Source organism: Rhodoplanes tepidamans (assembly GCF_030813915.1).
GTDB lineage: Bacteria > Pseudomonadota > Alphaproteobacteria > Rhizobiales > Xanthobacteraceae > Rhodoplanes > Rhodoplanes tepidamans.
In genome coordinates, this window is record NZ_JAUSUJ010000016.1 from 93,299 (window position 1) to 109,008 (window position 15,710).

Here is a 15,710-nt window from a genome sequence, read left to right on the forward strand (position 1 = left end):
CAAACGGCTCTTCTCTATTCTTCTCGTTCTCGGGTTGTGTGTACATCGGTAAATATATGTACTGATGTAGCGGAGCGCAGGTGTGAAAGGGCATGGCGTGAAGGGTTCTATTCCCCGCAGATGATCAGATCGCGCAAGCGAGTTCGCTGATGCAGTCTTGCGTTCGCGTCCCGTAACAGCAGGTTGGTGTGCACGCGACACGGTCTTTCCGGTCCGCGCCGCCCCTCCGGGGCGCGAGGCAGAGCAGTTGCCGAGCCGGCAGGGGCGCAGCATCGCGACCCAGGTGAAACGATGAGTCGTGTGCTTTCCGTCGTGGTGTTCGGTTCTCTCGCACTGTCCGGCCTGGCCGGCTGCAGCTCGTCCTCGGGGACGTCGGATCTGCCGGGTCTCGGTTCGGTCTTCGCCCCCAAGGCGGCGACGCTGGCGGTGACCAGCGATCCGCCGGGTGCGGAGGCGAGGCTGTCGCCGACCAGCAGCTGCCGGACTCCCTGCGCGCTGACCTTCGACAAGCCCGGCGAGTTCTCGGTCGAGGTCTCGCGGGAGGGGCACGTGACGCAGACCGTGCCGGTGCGCGTGTCGGCGCCGGACAGCGGATTCTCCTTGCCGGGGACCGGGCCGGGCCTCCGGGTCGAGCCGGCGACGCTCGCGGTGGGGCTCGAGCCCGTGCGTCCGGCGGCCGGACGGGGCTCGCGGTCTCCCCGCGCCGACGGGCGTGCGGGGCGCGGATAGCCGACCCCCCGGGCCGATCGCCGCATCGGGACGCGCGACGCGAGGCAGGGAGCCTGCACATGCGAACCACCCGGACCGCCCTTCTCGTCCTCGCGCTCGTTCTGCTCCGGCCGGAGGCCGCGTCCGCGCACCCGGGACTGATCGACGACGGCCGCAGCCTCGAAGCGTCCTGCCGGGGCGTCGCGCTCGGGGCCGAGACGTCGCGCCGGAGGGACTCCCGCAGCTCGGCCGACTCGATCCTGTGCCTCGGCTACATGCAGGCCATGCAGTCGATCGTGGTGCTCGCCGACGAGCAGGGCGAGCGCCTGTTCGGCGCCTGCCCGCCCGAGGACACGACGCTGGGCGAGCTGATCCGGGTGTTCCTGGCCCATGCCCGGACCCATCGCAGCGATCCGCGGTCGAACGCGGCGGTCGCCGTGCTGACGTCGCTCCAGAAGGCGTTTCCGTGCCGCTCGACCGGCCGGCCGCCCGGTCGATAGACGACCGGCCCGGGATTGCCGGCGCGTCTCCGCCTCCGCCGCGTGCCGGCCGACGGGCGTCGCCGCGCCGGGCGTGACATTTCCGGCGAGACGGGCTCATCTGCACGGCACCATGATGTCCGGCGACGAACCGCAGGCCACCGAGACGCAGACCGCCGGCGGGTCGTCCCGCCACGCGGCGCGCATCGCCGTCCTCACCATCGGCCACGGATCGCAGACCGTCGACGCGTTTCTGGCGCGGCTGCGGCAGGCCGGCGCGACCGCGGTCGCCGACGTGCGCAGCACGCCCTATTCGCGCCGCAACCCGCAGTTCGATCGGGAGACGCTGCAGAGGACCCTGCAGGCGGCCGGCATCGCCTATGTGCATCTCGGCGACATGCTCGGCGGACGGCCGCGCGACCGCGGCTTCTACTGCGACGGGGTCGCCGACTACGAGCGGATGGCGCAGGCGCCGGAGTTCCGGGACGGCCTCGACCGGGTCGTCGCCGGCGCGCGGACATACCGGATCGCGCTGATGTGCGCCGAGCGCGACCCGACGACCTGTCACCGCTGCCTGCTGGTCGGCCGCGCCCTGACGGAGCGCGGCGTCGGGGTGCGGCACCTGGTCGACGACGGCGTCCTGACGCAGTCGCAGATCGAGGACGCGCTGCTCGCCCTCGCCGGCCGTTCCGGCGAGGACTTGTTCGCGCCCCGCGCCGAGCGGCTCGCCCTGGCCTACCGGCGGCAGGCCCGCCGGCACGCCTTCGCGGAGCCGCCGGCGGCGGCCGCTGCCCGCCCTATCGCTCCGCCATCACGTCGGTGAGCTTGGAGCGGCTGAACTCCAGATAGGCGGCGCTGCCGATCGACAGCACGATCAGCGCCACCAGCACCCAGGAGATCGGGTTCGCCACCATGTGCAGCAGCACCGGGCCGTCGGCGAGCTGCACGGCCTGCCGGAAGCCCTGCTCGGCGAGCGGGCCGAGGATCATGCCGAGCACCATCGGGGCCGCCGAGAAGCCGGACTTGCGCATCAGATAGCCGAGGATGCCGAACGCCATCATGGTGTAGACGTCGTAGATGTTGTTGCCGAGCGAGTAGGACCCGACGATCGACAGCACGATCACGGCGATGATCAGGATGGTGTTGGGCAGCCGGGCGACGACGCCCATGTAGCGGCACATCGCCATGCCGACGAAGCCCATCACCAGGTTGGCGATCAGGAAGCCGACGCAGACCGTGTAGGTGAAGTGGGCGTGCTCGGTGAACAGGGTGCGGCCCGGCTGCATGCCGTGCAGCACCAGGGCGCCGAGCAGGATCGCGGCCGAGGGGCTGCCCGGGATGCCGAGCGTGAGCAGCGGGATGATGGCGCCGCCCGTCGTCGCGTTGTTGGCGCTCTCCGACGCGGCCACGCCGCGGATCGAGCCCTTGCCGAAGTCGGGGTCGTTCTTGGCGAACCGCTTGGCCTCGTTGTAGGCGGTCCACGAGCCGATGTCGCCGCCGGCGCCGGGCAGGATGCCGATGACGATGCCGATGATCGACGAGCGCCACAGCGTCGGATGGATGAACTTGAACTCGGCCCAGGTCGGCAGCAGCCGCCACTTGCCGCCGCCGGTCGGGTCGGCCTCCTGGATGGTGTTGTGCGGCTTCTCGCACATCAGCAGCGCCTGCGACAGCGAGAACAGGCCGATCACGGCCGGCACGAAACCGATGCCGCCCTGCAGGTCGTAGAAGCCGAAGGCGAAGCGCGGATAGCCCGAATCGAGGTCGAGCCCGACCGTGCTGATGGCGACGCCGACGGCGCCCGACACCAGCCCCTTGATCATGTTGCCGCTGGCCAGCGTGCCGATCACCGAGATGCCGAACACGGCGAGCCAGAAATACTCGGCCGGCCCGAACTTCAGCGACAGCAGCGACAGCGGCGGCGCGATGGCGAGCAGCGCGATCGCGCTCAACAGGCCGCCGAACACCGAGGCGAAGGTGGAGATGCGGATCGCCTTGTTGAACTCGCCCTTGCGGGTGAGGGCGAAGCCGTCGATCGCGGTCGCCGCCGAGGCCGAGGTGCCGGGCGTGTGCAGCAGGATCGCCGAGAACGAGCCGCCGTAGATCGCCGCCGTGTAGAGGCTCACCAGCAGGATCAGCGCCGAGACCGGATCCATGCCGAAGGTCAGCGGCAGCATCAGGGCGATGCCGAGATTGGAGCTCAGCCCCGGCATCGAGCCGATGATCAGGCCGATCACCACGCCGGCCAGCACCATCCCGAGATGAACGGGGGTGAAGGCGTTCACGACGACCGACAGGAGGGTGTCCATGGCGCGCTCACAGGACCGGAGGCCGCAGCGTCAGCGGCACGTTGAGGACGATGACGAAGACCACGTAGACGACCACCAGCAGCACCACGGTGGCGAACGCGTACCAGCCGCGCTGCCGGACCCCGAGAATCGGGACCAGCGCCGCCGCCAGCACCACCATGGCCAGGAAGAACCCGACATAGGTCGAGACGGCGAGCGCCAGCGACGTCGCCACGAACGCCAGGACCGGGCGGACCATCACCGAGGCGGACGTCCCGCCCTCGCCGGAGCCGCCGGCCGCCGCCGCCGGAAGGAAGGTGCGGCCGACCATCAGGGCCGAGAAGAAGACGATGATCGCGAAGATCACGCGCGGGAACAGGCGCGCCATCTCGGGATAGTCGGCGGAGATCTGCCAGAGCGCGGCGCAGACGAGAATCAGCGCGACGCCGACGATGCGGTTGACCCAGAGCACGGCGGGCCTCGACGGGGGGTGGGGAGGCGGGACGGAGTGCCGGCGGGAGGGCGGGACCCTCCCGCCGCGGAGCGCGGGCTACCAGCCCATCAGATCCTTGACGGTCTGCTCGTTGTCCTTGAGGAACTTGCGGTAGGCGTCGCCCTTGATCGAGCGCAGCTCGAGGAACAGGCTGTCGGCCTTGTCCTGGTGCTCCTTGGAGGTGACCACCTTGTCGAGCCACGCGACGAGCTTCGCCTCGACGTCCTTGGGCAGCCCGGCCGGGCCGGCGATGCCGCGCGACACCGAGGCCTCGATGTCGTAGCCCTGCTCCTTGAAGGTCGGGCTGGTCGGCAGGAAGCGCGACTTCGCCGGCGACATCACGCCGAGCACGCGGAGCTGATTGTCCTTCACCTCGGTGACGATCTCGCTCAGATTGCAGGCCAGCACCTGGACGTGATTGCCCAGCACCTGGGACTTCGATTCGGGCGTCGCCTTGTTGTGGACGACCTTGAACTTCGCCCCCGTCATGCGCTCCAGCTGCATGATGGCGAGATGCTCGTCGCCGCCCACCCCGTGCGCCGTGATGCTGATGCTGCCGGGCTTCGCCTTGGCGGCCTCGACCAGATCCTTCACCGACTTGTACGGGCTGCCCGGAACGACGGTGACGACGACGTAGTCGATCACGTGGTTGATCAGCGGCGTGAAGCTCTCCAGCCGCTCCTTGCGGCCGAGCTTGGGATCCAGATAGCCCATGTAGAAGCTCGGCGCGTTGAGCAGGCCGAGCGTGTAGCCGTCGGGCTTGGCGGTCGCCAGCGTGCCCCAGCCGGTCCAGCCGCCGCCGCCGGTGATGTTCTGGACGATCACCGGCTGCTTGATCAGCGGATCGAGATCCTTGGCGAGCAGGCGGGCGCCGATGTCGGTGCCGCCGCCGGCCCCGTAGGGCACGATGAGCGTGAGGTTCTTGTCGGGAAACTCGGCGCGCGCCTGATCGACGCCGGCCGACGACGCGAGAGCCAGGGCCGACAGGGCGGCCGCGGCGGCGACTGTGACGTGGAAGCGTTTCATGAAGGTCATGCGATCGTCCCCCTGTTGTCGGCACCGGGAGGGCTCCCGGGTCGGCCGAACGGGCGTGATGGACGTGATGCGGCGTTGGACCGGGCGGTCCGCCGGGAGCAGGCTCGAACAGCTGCGCTTCGCGAAACAATTCATCATATGCGTAATCGACGAGCATGCCAGCGCGACGGCGCGACGCCGCCCGGCCACGCCGAGGTCCGTGTGCAGTGCAGCGCCGTGGAAGATCCCCGTCCGCGCTCCAGTAGAGCGAAGACTCCGTCCATGAATATCGTGATGCGATGGCGCGAGGACGATCAGGTTGCCCGAAGACGATCCGCTCCGCCGAACGCTGCGTGATCTGACAGACAACGATCGGCGTCCGGACCGTAGTCACCACGGCCGGGCTACGCTCGCGCGACGCCGAGCGGTCGACCTCGAAACGGCGGGCGAGATCTGATCGCCGCGGACCCCCTCGGAGGCATGTCGGTCCCGCCGAGCTGATCTTCGGAAAGCGAAGCGCGAACGCCGCCGCACGGGCCGGAGCATCCCGGACATCGATCAGGACATCGATCAGGACATGGATCGGGACATCGATCGGGACATGGCGCCGGCGCGCGTTCTAGGCCGGTCGTATCAGCCCGGCGCGGGCGGCGTCGACGCGGGCGGCGAACGACTCGTCGGCGGAGCGGTCGCCCGCCGTTTCGGTCCAGACGGGAGCGCCGCGCCAGCGGACCTCGATCGCGTCGCCGGCACCGGCGGCGAGCACCACGACGAAGGCGAAGCCGCGTCGCGCCGCGATCTCGTGCACGACCGGGCCGACGAGACGCGGCGTCCGCGAGCGGCCCTGCCGCACCGCGATGCCGCGCCGGAGGCGCGCTGCCAGCGCAGCCAGCCGCTGGACGAGACCGGCGAGTCCGCCGGACGGCGACGCGGCCCAGGCGGTCAGCTGCGCCGGGCTGCCGGCGCGGCCCGCGAGCATGGTCCGCTGCAGCGTGCGGCGGCGTCCGCGCGTCGCCGCGACGAGCAGCTCGACGACCGGAACGCCGCGCGCCGCGAGATGGGCGAGATGCGCCTCGGCGAGGGCCGCGGCGTCCGCGTCGAGCGCGGCCGGCCTGACATAGAGGGCCGGACGGGGCGCGACGCCGGGCCGCCGCGCGGCGACGATCCAGTCCGCCAGCCCGTGCCAGCACAGCGGCGCGCCCGCGGCACGGTCCGGCGCCTCCGCACGATCCGCGGCCGCGCCGGCCCGATCCAGCAGCGCCGCGGCATGCGCCGGCCACGCGGCCCAGTCGTCCAGAAACGCAACGCAGCGGCGCCCGGCCTCTTCGTCCTCGGCCGCCATGCCGGCGGAGGCGAGGAGCGGCCGGCCGGCATGCGACGCCTCGACCAGCACCCGGCTGATCCGCCGGGCATAGAGCCGCGCGTCGTAGGGCAGCACGACGACGTCGGCGAGGCCGAGCAGCGCGTAATAGGCGGCGTCCGAGATCTCGCCGCGGATCACCGTGACGCGGGGATGCCGGCCGAGCGCCTCGACGGCGGGCAGCCGCCGGTCCGGCGCGGTCGGCACCTGCACGACGAGGTGGAAGGCCGGAGCGCCCGGCGTCGCGGCCTGCGCCTCCATCGCGGCGACCAGGAGGGGCAGCCGGTCGCTGCCCTTGTCCGGCCGCATCTGCCCGGGGCACCAGGCGATGCGCCGGCCGTCGGCCTTCAGGCGCAGCAGGTGGTCGACCACGTCCGCGGCCGGCTCCGGCCGCGCGAGACGCGGCGGCTGCGCCGCGGCGGCGCGCAGGACCGCGATCTCGACCTCGTCGGCGAGGTCGCCGGCCGCCTCGACCGGCACGCCGAGCAGGTCGGCCAGGTGCCGGGCGAGCGGCGCGTTGGTGGCGAAGCAGCGCAGCCCGTCGCCCCAGCCGGAGCCGGCGAGGCGCTCGCGCAGCACCTCGAGCCGCAGCGGCCGGTACCAGTCGGTGTAGAGGTCGGGCTCCTCGTGGAACAGCAGCGCGGCGGGCGGCAGCGCGCCGTCGATCAGCACCGAAAGCGACAGGAGCTCGGACAGGATCGCCGGCGTCGCGGTCGGCACCACCAGGCGGACGTCGCCGCCGCCGCGGCGCGCGCGGACGATCGCGTCCCGCACGATCGCCGCGAACGGCGACAGCGTGCTCTGCGTCCGCTCGCTGCGCCACCGCCTCAGCCGCCAGCGCAGGCCCTTGGCGTCGCGGTCCTCGCGCTCGTAGTAGGAGCGCGGAAACACCGGCTCGACCGGGGCCCCCGCGATCCGGGCCGGGCCGTCGTAGATCGCATGGGCGAGGATCCGCACCGGCCAGCCCGCGGCCGCGAACCGCTTGGTCAGCGCGTGCGTGTAGCGCCACGGGTGGCCGAACCGGCCTTCGAGGTGGGGCTCGACGATCAGGACCGTGCGACCCGCGGCGCCACCGCTCATCCGCCGGTCCCGGGATCGTCCGCCCGCCGCACCACGCCGCCGCCGGCCGCCTTCAGCGCGTCGATCGAGTCGAGGCCCATCAGGGCGAGGGTGACGGACAGCTCGGTCCGCAGGATGTCGATCGCCCGCGTGACGCCGGCCTCGCCGCCGGCGGCGAGCGCGAATGCATAGGCGCGGCCGAGCAGCACGCCGGAGGCGCCGAGCGCCAGCGCCTTGACGATATCGGCGCCGCGCCGGATGCCGCCGTCGAGCAGCACCTCGAAGGTCTCGCCGACCGCCTCGACGATGCGGGGCAGCACCGAGATCGTGGAGGCGACCCCGTCGAGCTGGCGGCCGCCGTGGTTGGAGATCACGATCGCGTCGGCGCCGGCGTCGCGGGCCCGCAGCGCGTCGTCCGTCGACAGCACGCCCTTGATCACCAGCCGGCCCGGCCAGCGCGTCCGCAGCCAGTCGACCTCGGCCCAGCTGAGCGTGCGGTCCATGCGGCGCGACAGGTTGACGGCCTGCTCCAGCGCGCCCTGCCCGAACTCGGGATGCCGTTCGAGCGCCTCGACGGCCGGCATGCCGTGCCGCAGGAGATCGATCAGCCACGCCGGGCGCGACAGCATGCTGGCCAGCATGGCCGGCGTCGGCCGCCGCGCCGAGCGGAAGGCGTTGCGCACGTCGCGCTCGCGGATCGCCGTGACGGTGCAGTCGACCGTGAGATGAAGGGTCGAGACCCCGGCCGCCGTCGCCGCCGCGAGCAGCTCCTGGTTCAGGCCCTCGTCGTCCAGCATGTAGAGCTGGAACTGGAGGTCGCCGGGCGCGGCGCCCGCGCCGTCACGGGCCAGCGTCTCGATCGAGGCGATCGAGAAGGTCGACAGGCAGAACGGAATCGCCGCCGCCCGCGCGGCGCGCGCCGCCAGCAGCTCGCCGCGGCCGCGGTAGAGGCCGAGGAAGCCGACCGGCCCCAGCATGAAGGGCAGCGCGTGGCGCCGGCCCAGATAGGTCGTCGCGAGGTCCGGCACGCGGCCGCTCGCCAGCACGCGCTGCTCGATCACCCAGGCGTCGAAGCCGCGCCGGTTGGCCCGCAGCGTCGTTTCCGAGAAGCTGCCGCCGTCGATGTAGTCGAAGAAGATCTTCGGCAGCCGCCGTCTCGCGGCCTCGCGCATGTCGTCGATGTTGACGATGGTCATTGCAGTTCGTCCAGCCCGCGCGGGCTCGCAGCCGTTGTCGCCCGCCCTCGTCATGGCCGGGCTCGTCCCGGCCATCCACGTCTTCCCTCGTCTGCGACGCCGCAAGATCGTGGATGCCCGCGACAAGCGCGGGCATGACGAACTGAGAGCCCTAATGCTCCGTCGCGGCCAGCACGGCCTCGGCGCGGATCTCCTCGGTGAGGCGGGCCTTCAGCTCGGAGAACGCCGCCGTGGTCTTCATGTGATAGTCGCGCGGATGCGGCAGGTCCACGGCGATCTCGGTCTTGATCCGGCCCGGCCGCGCCGTCATCACCACGACGCGCGAGGCCAGGAAGATCGCCTCCTCGATGTCGTGGGTGACGAACATCACGGTCTTCTTCTCGCGCTCCCAGATGGCGAGCAGCATCTCCTGCATCAGGCCGCGGGTCTGGGTGTCGAGGGCGCCGAACGGCTCGTCGAGCAGCAGAATCTCGGGATCGTTGGCGAGCGCGCGCGCGATCGCGGTGCGCTGCTGCATGCCGCCCGACAGCTGCTTCGGCCAGTGGTGCTCGAAGCCCTTCAGCCCGACCTTCTGGACGTAGTCGGCGACGATCTCGGCCCGCTCCTTCTCCGGCATGCCGCGCTCGGCGAGCCCGAAGGCGATGTTCTCGGCGACGGTGAGCCACGGGAACAGCGTGTAGGACTGGAACACCATGCCGCGGTCGGCGCCCGGGCCCTTCACCTCGCGGCCGTCCAGCATCACCCGTCCGGTGGTCGGCCGGTCGAGGCCGGCGACGATGCGCAGCAGCGTCGACTTCCCGCAGCCGGACGGGCCGAGCACCGTGATGAAGTCGTTCTTCTCCACCGCGATGGTGGTCGGCTCGAGGGCGCGGGTCGGGCCGGCGCCGCGGCGGCCCGGGAACTGGCGCGAGACGCCGTCGACGAGGAGCTGGGTCATGCGAACTTCCACGGAAAGAGGCGGTGGTTCGCGGCCTTGAACAGGAAGTCGGAGACCAGCCCGATGACACCGATGACGATGATGCCGAAGATGATCTGGCCGGTCGCCAGCAGCGCCTGGCTGTCGACGATCATGTGGCCGATGCCGGACGAGGCGCCGATCAGCTCGGCGACGATCACGTAGGTCCAGGCCCAGCCGAGCACGAGACGCAGGATCTCGGCGATCTCCGGGGCGTTGGCCGGCAGCATCACCCGGGCGACGATGCCGCGGTCGCCGGCCCCGAGCGTGTAGGCGGCCTCGACCAGGTCGCGCCGCGTCGCGCCGATCGACACCGCGACCATCAGGACGATCTGGAACACCGAGCCGATGAAGATGACGAGCAGCTTCTGCACCTCGCCGGTGCCGGCCCACAGGATCAGCAGCGGGATGAAGGCGGAGGCCGGCAGGTAGCGCGCGAAGGAGACGAAGGGCTCGAAGAACGCCTCGATCGGCTTGTAGGCGCCCATGGCGATGCCGAGCGGCACCGCGACCAGGGCGGCGAGCACGAAGCCGCCGACCACGCGCCAGATCGTCATGCCGATGTCGTGCAGGAAGTCGTAGCGGACGAACAGCTCCCAGCCGTCGTGCAGCATGGTGAGCGGATCGGCCAGGAAGGTCTTCGAGACGAAGCCGCCGAAGGTGGCGAACGACCACCCGGCGAACAGGAGCACGAAGAACAGGATGCCGAGGACGATCTTGGCGGTGTTCCCGACCGGCTCGAGCGGTTTCATGGGCGCGTCTCGTTGGAATCGGACCGGGTCGAAGAAAAGGAGATCGCGGGGGCCCGGGTAAAAAACCCGCACCACGCGCGGAGTCAACGGCCCGAAACGCAACCCGGACGGTCGCTCGCGGCCGAGGCGACGCTCGCGATGCTCGCCAGGGCGGCGCGATTCCGAGCGGCGACGATTCGGCCCGGGGAGCCGTTCGTCCCCGCGAAGGCGGGGACCCGGGGCGACACGGCAAGAGGCCCTGGATCCCCGCTTGCGCGGGGATGAGCGGAGTTCAGGCGAATCCGGAGACGGGCCCCAGGCTCACTTCACGAAGCGGTCGTCGACGATCGCCTTGATGTCGGGCTTCTGCTTGATGATGCCGGCCTCGAGCAGGATGGCGGCGGCCTCGTCGGAGAACCTGAAGATCTCGTCGGAGAGGAACTTCTGGTTCGCCGCCTTGTCCTGCCAGCGGATGTAGGCGGCCGACTTGCCGAACGCCTCGCCCGACTGCTTCACGTCGGCGCCCATGATCTCGAAGGACTTGTCCTTGTCCTTCTCGATCATCTCCAGCGCCTGGAAGTAGCTGTCGGCGAGCGCCTTGGCGGCCTTCGGGTTCTCCTCCAGGAACTTCGGGGTGCAGCCGAAGGTGTCGAGGATCATGGGATAGTCGAGCGTCGTCGCGATGATCTTGCCGGCCTCCGGCTTCTCGCGCACGGCGGAGAGATACGGCTCGTAGGTCACGGCGGCGTCGTTCTGGCCGGCCAGGAAGGCCTGCGCGGCCGGGCCCGGCTCCATGTTGACGATCTTCACGTCCTTGAGCGTCAGGCCGTTCTTCTTGAGGAACCAGGCGAGCGTGAAATAGGGCGCGGTGCCGGGCGCCGAGGCCGCCACGGTCTTGCCCTTCAGGTCGGCGATCGCCTTGACGTCGTTGCGCACCACCAGGCCGTCGGCGCCGTAGGACTTGTCGAGCTGGAAGATCTGCTTGGTGGCGATGCCGGCGGCGTTCCACACGATCCAGGTCTCGACCGTCGTCGCCGCGCACTGGATGTCGCCCGCCGCGATGGCGAGATGCCGGTCCTTCTGCGGGATCTTCTTGATGGTGACGTCGAGGCCGTTCTTCTCGAAGATGCCGGCCTTGGCCGCCAGCGTCAGCGGCGCGAAGCCGGTCCAGCCCGAGATGCCGATGCCGACCTTGGTGGCCTGCGCCTCCGCCGCCGTCGCGACGCCGAACGCCGCGACGCAAGCGATCGCGGATAGCTTGAAAAACCGCATGGGATCTCCCCGCGTTGAAAATTCCGGCGGATTTGAACAGAAGGGCGTAAAGGTGTCAAATGTATAGACATAATTCAGAGTGGCGCGTTTCTAGGCATGACGCGACGCCCGGCATCAGCAGAGGCCGGCTTGTCCGGCGCGGCGATATGTCTATACATTTTATCGACGGCGTCAGACGGGCGGTGATTGGCCCGACGATGATCGAAGGGATGGTCATTCCGGGGCGGCGCGAAGCGCCGAACCCGGAATCCAGCCCAGAGCACCGTGTCTGCCGCTGGATTCCGGGTTCGCGCCTGCGGCGCGCTCCGGAATGACGGCGAGCTGATCTTCGGGAATACCCATGACCATCCTGATCAGGCCCAGTGCGGTCCTTCTGTCCGAGTGGCGGGCGATCTATCGCGGCGCCGCGATCGCGCTCGATCCTGCGACCCGGCCGGCGATCGCTGCCGGCGCCGCGGCGGTCGCCCGCATCCTGGCCCGGGGCGAGCCCGTCTACGGCATCAACACCGGCTTCGGAAAGCTCGCCAGCGTGCGCATCGGCGACGCCGACCTGGAGACGCTCCAGCGCAACATCGTGCTCAGCCACGCCGCCGGCGTCGGCGCCCCGATGGAGAAGCCGGTCGCCCGGCTGATGATGGTGCTCAAGCTCGCGAGCCTCGCCCAGGGCGCGTCGGGCGTGCGGCCCGAGACCGTCGACCTCCTCGCCGCCATGGTGGCGCGGGACCTGATCCCGGTGGTGCCGTCGCAGGGCTCGGTCGGCGCCTCGGGCGATCTCGCGCCGCTCGCCCACATGACCGCGGCGATGATCGGGGTCGGCGAGATTCTCGTCGGCGACGCCCGCCTGCCGGCCGCGGACGCCCTCGCCCGCGCCGGCCTCGCGCCGCTGACGCTGCACGCCAAGGAGGGGCTGGCGCTGCTCAACGGCACCCAGTTCTCCACCGCGCAGGCGCTCGCCGGCCTGTTCGAGGCGGAGCGGCTGTTCCACTCGGCGCTCGTCACCGGCGCGCTCGCGACCGACGCGGCGCGCGGCTCCGACACGCCGTTCGATCCGCGCATCCATGCGCTGCGCGGCCATCGCGGCCAGATCGAGACGGCGGCGGCGCTGCGGGCCCTGATGGAGGGCAGCGCCATCCGGGCCTCGCATCGTCTCGACGACCCGCGCGTCCAGGATCCCTACTGCCTGCGCTGCCAGCCGCAGGTGATGGGGGCGGCGCTCGACGTGCTGCGCCAGGCCGCCGCGACGCTCGCGACCGAGGCCAACGGCGTCTCCGACAATCCGCTGATCTTCGCCGACACCGGCGAGGCGCTGTCGGGCGGCAACTTCCACGCCGAGCCGGTCGCCTTCGCGGCCGACATGATCGCGCTCGCGGTGTGCGAGATCGGCTCGCTCGCCGAGCGCCGCATCGCCATGCTGGTCGATCCGGCGCTGTCCGGCATGCCGGCGTTCCTCACGCCGAAGCCGGGGCTGAACTCGGGCTTCATGATCCCGCAGGTGACGGCGGCCGCCCTCGTCTCCGAGAACAAGCAACGCGCCTATCCGGCGAGCGTCGACACCATCCCGACCTCGGCCAACCAGGAGGATCACGTCTCGATGGCGGCGCACGGCGCGCGCCGCCTTCTCGGCATGGTCGAGAACGCCGTCAACGTGATCGCCATCGAGCTTCTCGCCGCCGCGCAGGGCTGCGGCTTCCACGCGCCGCTCACCTCGAGCGCACCGCTCGAGGCGGTACGACGGGCGCTGCGTGAAAAGGTGCCGCCGCTCGACGACGACCGCCACCTGCATCCCGACCTCCTCGCCGCCGCCGACCTGGTGCGGAGCGGCGCCGTCGCCTCGGCCGTGCTCCCGGTGATGCTGCCGGGGCTGGAGACACCCCGGTAGGGTGGGCGAAGGTGCGCCGCAGGCGCGCCGCGCCCACGCGGATGTCGTGATCAGATCCCGGTGGGCCCGCTTCGCTTTGCCCACCCTACGAACTGATCGGCAGCGACGTGATCAGATCAGGACGGCCGGCGCTGCGAAGCCGGGCAGACGCTGCTCCCCCCACCCCCGACCCCTCCCCGCCACGCCCTGCGGGCGTGGGAGGAGGGGAGCCGAAGCGCTGCGACTCCCCTCCCCCCGCTCGCGAAGCGAGTGGCGGGGAGGGGTCGGGGGTGGGGGGCGCGCCACGACGTGCCTGCCGTCAAGCCGCGCTCACCGTCACCGCCCCGCCGCGGTCGACGGCGTGAAGCGGGCGACGAGCTTCTGGCGGTCGCCCGGGTACCACAGCCGCACCGCCGTGATCGGCTGGCCGCTGCGCCAGGTGCGCCGCTCCATCACCAGGCAGGCGGTGCCGACCGGGACGTCGAGCCGGGCCGCGGTGCGGGCGTCGGCCGGCGCGGCGGAGATGTTGTGCTCGGCCTCGTGCCACGGCACGTGGCCGAGCAGCCAGGTGCCGGGCAGCTCGGTCGCGAAGTCGGCGTCGGCCGCCTCCGGCACGCTGTCCAGCGCGATCAGCCGGTCCTCGAGCGCGTAGGGGCGCCCGTCGGCGACGTGGCGGCACAGGAGGGCCAGCAGGGGCGCCCCCGCCGCGACCGCGATGCGGGCGCGGTCGTCGCGCGTCGCCTTGCGGCGGGTGCCGGAGATCAGCTCGTATCCGTAGGTCTCGCCCCGCGACAGGACCTCGGCCTTGACGTCGGGGATGCGCAGCACCGCCGACTGGCCGGCCGGCCGCCGCACGAAGCTGCCGGCGCGGCGCCGCCGCTCGATCAGGCCGGCCTCGACCAGGCCCGACAGCACCCGGTTCACGGTCATGCGGGCGCAGCCGTACTGCGCCATCAGCTCGTGCTCGAACGGAATGCGGTGCCCCGGGCTCCAGGCGCCCGACAGGATCCGCTCCTCGAGATCGGCGCGGATGCGCTGGTGCAGCGAGCGGTCGTGCGCCGGCTCCGTCTTCGCGCCCTCGTCGTCACCCGCCATCGGCACTCCCGTCCCGGATCGCGCCCCCGGCTCCCGGTGCGAACCGCGATGCACGATCCGTTCCGGGATCTTGCCGGCCCCGCGATCTAGCACGCGCACAGCACCGGCACCGTGAGCTCGCGCAGGGTGGGCTTGGGCCGGCCGCGGTCGAACAGCGAAAGGCCGGCATGGCCGCTCAGGCCGAGCGTCATCAGGTCGGCGCCGTGGTCGGACGCGAAGTTGAGCAGCACGTCCATCATGGTCTCGTCCTCCAGCGCGAACGGCTCGAACTGCGCCGCGATGCCGTGGCTCGCCAGCTGCGCCACGGCGCGCTCGGCGAAGGCGCTGCGCTGGTTGCGCTCGTGCGCGTAGAGCACCAGCGCCTCGGCGTCCGGGCTGGTCAGCGCGAGCCCGTCGGCCAGCGCGCGGGCCGCGCCGGGCGTCTCGCTCCAGGCGAACATCGGCCGCCGGCCGACGTCCGGGAAATGGCCCGCATAGGGGACGACCAGCACGGGCCGGCCGCTGGCGCTGCAGACATGGCCGGCGAGATCGGGCGGCACCAGCCGGCGCCCGCCCTCCTCGTGCTGGCCCAGCACGGTGAGATCGAAATAGCAGGCGAGCAGGCCGAGCCGGTGCAGGATCTCGTCCTCGCCGCCGCGGTTGAGGTCGATCCATTCGGCGTCGCGCAGGCTGCCGGCGGCCGACGAGAAGCTCTCGCGGCTCTCCACCGCGGCGGCCGCGTAGGCGGCGGGCGGCCACTCGGCGACGACGCCGACACGATGCGCCTCGGCCAGCTGGCCGAACACGCCGGTGAGCCGCGCCTGGTTGCGCTCGGCGATCCGCACCGCCAGCGCCAGCCGCTCGGCGGTGCGCGGGCCGGTGTCGAGATGGACGAGAAGGTTCTTCAGGGCCATGTCGTTCCTCCATGGGCGACGACGCGCGCCGCCACGTTGTTGTCTGTTGGTCAGAAGCGATGCCGCGACGGCCGCGCCCGCGGCGGCGCCGACGCCGGAGGCGCCGGGGGAGTCGACGATGCCGGCGCCGGACCGGCCGCACGGGCGGCCCGCAGCGCGGCGAGGCGCTCCGCGTCGCGCCGGCGGCCGGCGCCGACATGCCAGACCAGCGTCGCCACGATCACGACACCCGCCGCGATCATCTCCACCAGCACCGGCGTGTATCGCATGCCTCGCCCCCCGCGGCCGCGCCGGCCGCCGATTCCGGGA

General features: G+C 71.6%; 15 protein-coding genes. 4 read left to right on the plus strand and 11 right to left on the minus strand.

From position 1 onward, the window contains the following. The first annotated feature begins 291 nt into the window (after positions 1 to 291). From J2S22_RS19190 to J2S22_RS19200, 3 genes are all read left to right on the plus strand, one after another. Entirely contained in the window at positions 292 to 729 is a 438-nt protein-coding gene (locus J2S22_RS19190) for a PEGA domain-containing protein (RefSeq protein ID WP_272775277.1), read from the plus strand. A gap of 59 nt (positions 730 to 788) precedes the next feature. After that, positions 789 to 1,208: a Rap1a/Tai family immunity protein gene (locus J2S22_RS19195; RefSeq protein ID WP_272775278.1), complete on the plus strand. Its 420-nt coding sequence runs from the start codon at positions 789 to 791 to the stop codon at positions 1,206 to 1,208. Between the two features lie 115 nt (positions 1,209 to 1,323). Continuing rightward, on the plus strand, positions 1,324 to 2,010 hold the full coding sequence (locus J2S22_RS19200) for a DUF488 domain-containing protein (protein ID WP_272775279.1): 687 nt from the start codon (positions 1,324 to 1,326) through the stop codon (positions 2,008 to 2,010). Here J2S22_RS19200 and J2S22_RS19205 read toward each other — a convergent pair. The 8 genes from J2S22_RS19205 to J2S22_RS19240 all read right to left on the minus strand — a co-directional run bounded on the left by J2S22_RS19205 (position 1,985) and on the right by J2S22_RS19240 (position 11,555). Next, positions 1,985 to 3,496, minus strand: coding sequence for a tripartite tricarboxylate transporter permease (locus tag J2S22_RS19205; protein WP_272775280.1), 1,512 nt, complete (start codon positions 3,494 to 3,496; stop codon positions 1,985 to 1,987). The two genes, J2S22_RS19200 and J2S22_RS19205, sit on opposite strands and share 26 nt — an antisense overlap. 7 nt (positions 3,497 to 3,503) lie before the next feature. Then, positions 3,504 to 3,947 (minus strand): tripartite tricarboxylate transporter TctB family protein, encoded by a 444-nt coding sequence (locus tag J2S22_RS19210; protein ID WP_272775281.1) that lies wholly within the window; start codon positions 3,945 to 3,947, stop codon positions 3,504 to 3,506. A gap of 78 nt (positions 3,948 to 4,025) precedes the next feature. After that, positions 4,026 to 5,003 carry a tripartite tricarboxylate transporter substrate binding protein gene (locus tag J2S22_RS19215; protein WP_272775282.1) on the minus strand — a complete coding sequence of 326 codons (978 nt, stop codon included), beginning with the start codon at positions 5,001 to 5,003 and terminating at the stop codon, positions 4,026 to 4,028. Positions 5,004 to 5,601: 598 nt separating this feature from the next. After that, a complete protein-coding gene (locus J2S22_RS19220) occupies positions 5,602 to 7,422 on the minus strand; it encodes a glycosyltransferase family protein (protein WP_272775283.1) in 1,821 nt (606 codons plus the stop codon). Continuing rightward, entirely contained in the window at positions 7,419 to 8,597 is a 1,179-nt protein-coding gene (locus J2S22_RS19225) for an alpha-hydroxy acid oxidase (protein WP_272775284.1), read from the minus strand. The genes J2S22_RS19220 and J2S22_RS19225 overlap by 4 nt, the downstream gene beginning before the upstream one ends. A 151-nt stretch (positions 8,598 to 8,748) precedes the next feature. Beyond that, a complete protein-coding gene (locus J2S22_RS19230) occupies positions 8,749 to 9,534 on the minus strand; it encodes an ABC transporter ATP-binding protein (protein ID WP_272775285.1) in 786 nt (261 codons plus the stop codon). Continuing rightward, on the minus strand, positions 9,531 to 10,304 hold the full coding sequence (locus tag J2S22_RS19235; RefSeq protein WP_272775286.1) for an ABC transporter permease: 774 nt from the start codon (positions 10,302 to 10,304) through the stop codon (positions 9,531 to 9,533). Before J2S22_RS19235 ends, J2S22_RS19230 begins: the two co-directional genes overlap by 4 nt. Before the next feature lie 300 nt (positions 10,305 to 10,604). Beyond that, positions 10,605 to 11,555, minus strand: coding sequence for an ABC transporter substrate-binding protein (locus J2S22_RS19240; RefSeq protein ID WP_272775287.1), 951 nt, complete (start codon positions 11,553 to 11,555; stop codon positions 10,605 to 10,607). Between the two features lie 340 nt (positions 11,556 to 11,895). Between J2S22_RS19240 and hutH the strand changes: the two genes are divergently transcribed. Next, entirely contained in the window at positions 11,896 to 13,434 is a 1,539-nt protein-coding gene (hutH, locus tag J2S22_RS19245) for a histidine ammonia-lyase (RefSeq protein WP_272775288.1), read from the plus strand. A gap of 315 nt (positions 13,435 to 13,749) precedes the next feature. Here the strand turns inward: hutH and hutC are convergent, their stop codons facing one another. The 3 genes from hutC to J2S22_RS19260 all read right to left on the minus strand — a co-directional run bounded on the left by hutC (position 13,750) and on the right by J2S22_RS19260 (position 15,670). After that, entirely contained in the window at positions 13,750 to 14,508 is a 759-nt protein-coding gene (hutC, locus tag J2S22_RS19250; RefSeq protein ID WP_272775289.1) for a histidine utilization transcriptional repressor HutC, read from the minus strand. A gap of 86 nt (positions 14,509 to 14,594) precedes the next feature. Beyond that, positions 14,595 to 15,401 carry a universal stress protein gene (locus J2S22_RS19255; protein WP_272775290.1) on the minus strand — a complete coding sequence of 269 codons (807 nt, stop codon included), beginning with the start codon at positions 15,399 to 15,401 and terminating at the stop codon, positions 14,595 to 14,597. A gap of 50 nt (positions 15,402 to 15,451) precedes the next feature. Then, entirely contained in the window at positions 15,452 to 15,670 is a 219-nt protein-coding gene (locus tag J2S22_RS19260) for a hypothetical protein (protein WP_272775291.1), read from the minus strand. Positions 15,671 to 15,710 lie beyond the last annotated feature (40 nt).

Excerpts from the sequence above, each read along its gene's own strand:
- J2S22_RS19190 (WP_272775277.1), top strand. The coding sequence starts at position 292 with ATGAGTCGTGTGCTTTCCGTCGTGGTGTTCGGTTCTCTCGCACTGTCC.
- J2S22_RS19195 (WP_272775278.1), top strand. The coding sequence starts at position 789 with ATGCGAACCACCCGGACCGCCCTTCTCGTCCTCGCGCTCGTTCTGCTC.
- J2S22_RS19200 (WP_272775279.1), top strand. The coding sequence starts at position 1,324 with ATGTCCGGCGACGAACCGCAGGCCACCGAGACGCAGACCGCCGGCGGG.
- J2S22_RS19205 (WP_272775280.1), bottom strand. The coding sequence starts at position 3,496 with ATGGACACCCTCCTGTCGGTCGTCGTGAACGCCTTCACCCCCGTTCAT.
- J2S22_RS19215 (WP_272775282.1), bottom strand. The coding sequence starts at position 5,003 with ATGACCTTCATGAAACGCTTCCACGTCACAGTCGCCGCCGCGGCCGCC.
- J2S22_RS19220 (WP_272775283.1), bottom strand. The coding sequence starts at position 7,422 with ATGAGCGGTGGCGCCGCGGGTCGCACGGTCCTGATCGTCGAGCCCCAC.
- J2S22_RS19225 (WP_272775284.1), bottom strand. The coding sequence starts at position 8,597 with ATGACCATCGTCAACATCGACGACATGCGCGAGGCCGCGAGACGGCGG.
- J2S22_RS19230 (WP_272775285.1), bottom strand. The coding sequence starts at position 9,534 with ATGACCCAGCTCCTCGTCGACGGCGTCTCGCGCCAGTTCCCGGGCCGC.
- J2S22_RS19235 (WP_272775286.1), bottom strand. The coding sequence starts at position 10,304 with ATGAAACCGCTCGAGCCGGTCGGGAACACCGCCAAGATCGTCCTCGGC.
- J2S22_RS19240 (WP_272775287.1), bottom strand. The coding sequence starts at position 11,555 with ATGCGGTTTTTCAAGCTATCCGCGATCGCTTGCGTCGCGGCGTTCGGC.
- hutH (WP_272775288.1), top strand. The coding sequence starts at position 11,896 with ATGACCATCCTGATCAGGCCCAGTGCGGTCCTTCTGTCCGAGTGGCGG.
- hutC (WP_272775289.1), bottom strand. The coding sequence starts at position 14,508 with ATGGCGGGTGACGACGAGGGCGCGAAGACGGAGCCGGCGCACGACCGC.
- J2S22_RS19255 (WP_272775290.1), bottom strand. The coding sequence starts at position 15,401 with ATGGCCCTGAAGAACCTTCTCGTCCATCTCGACACCGGCCCGCGCACC.
- J2S22_RS19260 (WP_272775291.1), bottom strand. The coding sequence starts at position 15,670 with ATGCGATACACGCCGGTGCTGGTGGAGATGATCGCGGCGGGTGTCGTG.